Source organism: Streptomyces sp. C (assembly GCF_000158895.1).
In the GTDB taxonomy this organism is placed as follows: domain Bacteria; phylum Actinomycetota; class Actinomycetes; order Streptomycetales; family Streptomycetaceae; genus Streptomyces; species Streptomyces racemochromogenes.
In genome coordinates, this window is the sequence record NZ_GG657750.1 from 2,067,806 (window position 1) to 2,069,870 (window position 2,065).

2 protein-coding genes and 1 pseudogene are annotated in these 2,065 nt (G+C 72.5%); all 3 read right to left on the bottom strand.

The features are described 5' to 3' along the window. On the bottom strand, positions 1 to 729 hold a 729-nt coding region (locus SSNG_RS41965; protein WP_165364987.1), incomplete at its 3' end, for a histidine kinase dimerization/phosphoacceptor domain-containing protein. Then, positions 726 to 1,382 (bottom strand): response regulator transcription factor, encoded by a 657-nt coding sequence (locus tag SSNG_RS09100; protein WP_007263524.1) that lies wholly within the window; start codon positions 1,380 to 1,382, stop codon positions 726 to 728. The genes SSNG_RS09100 and SSNG_RS41965, both read right to left, overlap by 4 nt. 196 nt (positions 1,383 to 1,578) lie before the next feature. After that, positions 1,579 to 2,065: pseudogene (locus SSNG_RS09105) on the bottom strand (serine protease); the annotation flags it as partial.

Genomic DNA, 2,065 nt, shown 5'->3' on the forward strand with positions numbered 1-2,065 from the left:
TCCTCGCGGAGGACCTTGACGAAGGCGGCGCATGGAGGCGAGGGCCGCGTCGCCGGCGGTTTCGATGCGGCCGAGGACCTCGGCGGCGCGGTCGGCGTCGACGCGGGTGAAGCGGGCGGCGCGGGCTTCGACGACGATGCCGGTGACGTGGTGGGCGACGAGGTCGTGGAGTTCGCGGGCGAGTTCCAGGCGTTCGGCGGTGCGTACGGCGTGTAGTTCGCGGACGCGTTGGACGGCCTGGAGGCGCAGGAGGAGGGAGTAGGCGGCCACGACGACGGCGAGGACGGAGAAGAGGAGGGTGAAGCGGCCGGGGCTGGTGTCGCGGACGGGGGCGGCCATGCAGCCCAGGCCGAGGAGGGGGCCGAGTACGGCGGCGGTGCGGGCGGGGGCGCGGAGCAGGACCTGGGAGAGGAGGACGAGCAGGGCGAGGGCTTCGCCGGCTCCCCAGACGATGACGGGGCGGTTGCCGAAGATCAGCAGGAGGGTGACGGTCCAGGTGGTGGCGGCGGCGAACCAGGCGCGGGCGAGGAGGGGGATGCCGGGCCAGGGTGCGGCGCTGAGGCAGACGAGGAGGCCGGAGGCCCAGACGGCGGCGTGCGGGGGGCTGGGCCGGCGGGCGAGGACGACGCCTTCGAAGGTGACGAGGGAGAGCAGGAGCAGGCAGAGCAGCAGCCGGATCCAGTCGGCGGCGCGGGGGTGGCGGCGTGCCCAGGAGGCGAGGGGGCTCACGCCGTGGTGGCGGCGAGGCCGCTTTCCCAGGCCCAGGCGGCGATCTCGACGCGGTTGCGGGCGTCGAGTTTGGCCTGGACGTTGGCGAGGTGGGTCTTGACGGTGGAGAGGGAGACGTAGAGCTCGGCGGCGATCTCGGCGTTGGTGAGGCCGCGCGCGAGGCAGCGTACGACGTCGCGTTCGCGTTCGGTGAGGGGTTCGGCGGGGCGGCGGGCGGTCCGGGCGGCGGGTGTGCGGGGGGCCATGTCGCGCAGCAGGCGGACGGTGATGGCGGGTGAGACGAGGGCGTCGCCGGCGGCGGCGGCGCGGACGGCTTCGACGAGCATGGCGGGGCTGGCGTCCTTGAGGAGGAAGCCGGAGGCTCCGCCGTGGAGGGCGGCGTGGACGTATTCGTCGAGGTCGAAGGTGGTGACGATGACGATGCGGGGGGTGTCCTGGCCGGAGAGGCGGCGGGTGACTTCGAGGCCGTCGAGCTTGGGCATGCGGATGTCGAGGAGGAGGACGTCGGGCCGGTGCTCGGCGACGGCCGCGAGGGCCGCTTCGCCGTCGACGACGTCGGCGACGACCTCGATGTCGGGCACGCTTTCGAGGATCATGCGGAAGCCGGTTCTGACCATGTCCTGGTCGTCCGCGATGACCACTCTGATCGTCATGCGCCGCCTGCCCCACTGTCGCTCGCCGATGCCGCTGGTGCCTCCCATGGGACCCGCGTGTGCTGCCGCCCGCAACCGCAGGGCGGCGGACGGCACGGATACCGACCTTAGGGGTGTTCCGGACATTGCGCCTCGTCCTTCCGGCCGGTTCAGGGCCGGCCGGAAGGACGAGTGCGGATCGGGGGACTGCCGGGGGTTACAGGGTGGCGGCCGCGGACTTGATGGCGGCGGCGAAGGTGGAGACCTCGGTGTAGACGCCGGGGTAGTTGGGGCGTGCGCAGCCCTGGCCCCAGCTGACGATGCCGACCTGGATCCAGGCGTTGTTGTTGTCGCGGCGGAACATGGGGCCGCCGGAGTCGCCCTGGCAGGTGTCCACTCCGCCCTGGGGGTAGCCGGCGCAGATCTCCTCGGCGGGGACGAGGTCGCTGCCGTAGGAGCTCTGGCAGGAGGCGTCGGAGACGAAGGGGACCTGGGCCTTGAGGAGGTAGCGCTGCTGGCTGCCGCCTTCGCGGGCGGCGCCCCAGCCCGCGACGGTGAAGGTGCCGTTGTCGTAGGCCTTGGTCTCGGCGATCTTGAGGGTGGGCAGGTTGATGGGCTGGGCGAGCTTGATCAGGGCCCAGTCCTTGCCCTGGCCGTTGTAGCCGGGGGCCTGGGAGCACCTTGGTGGACTTGACCTTGATGGC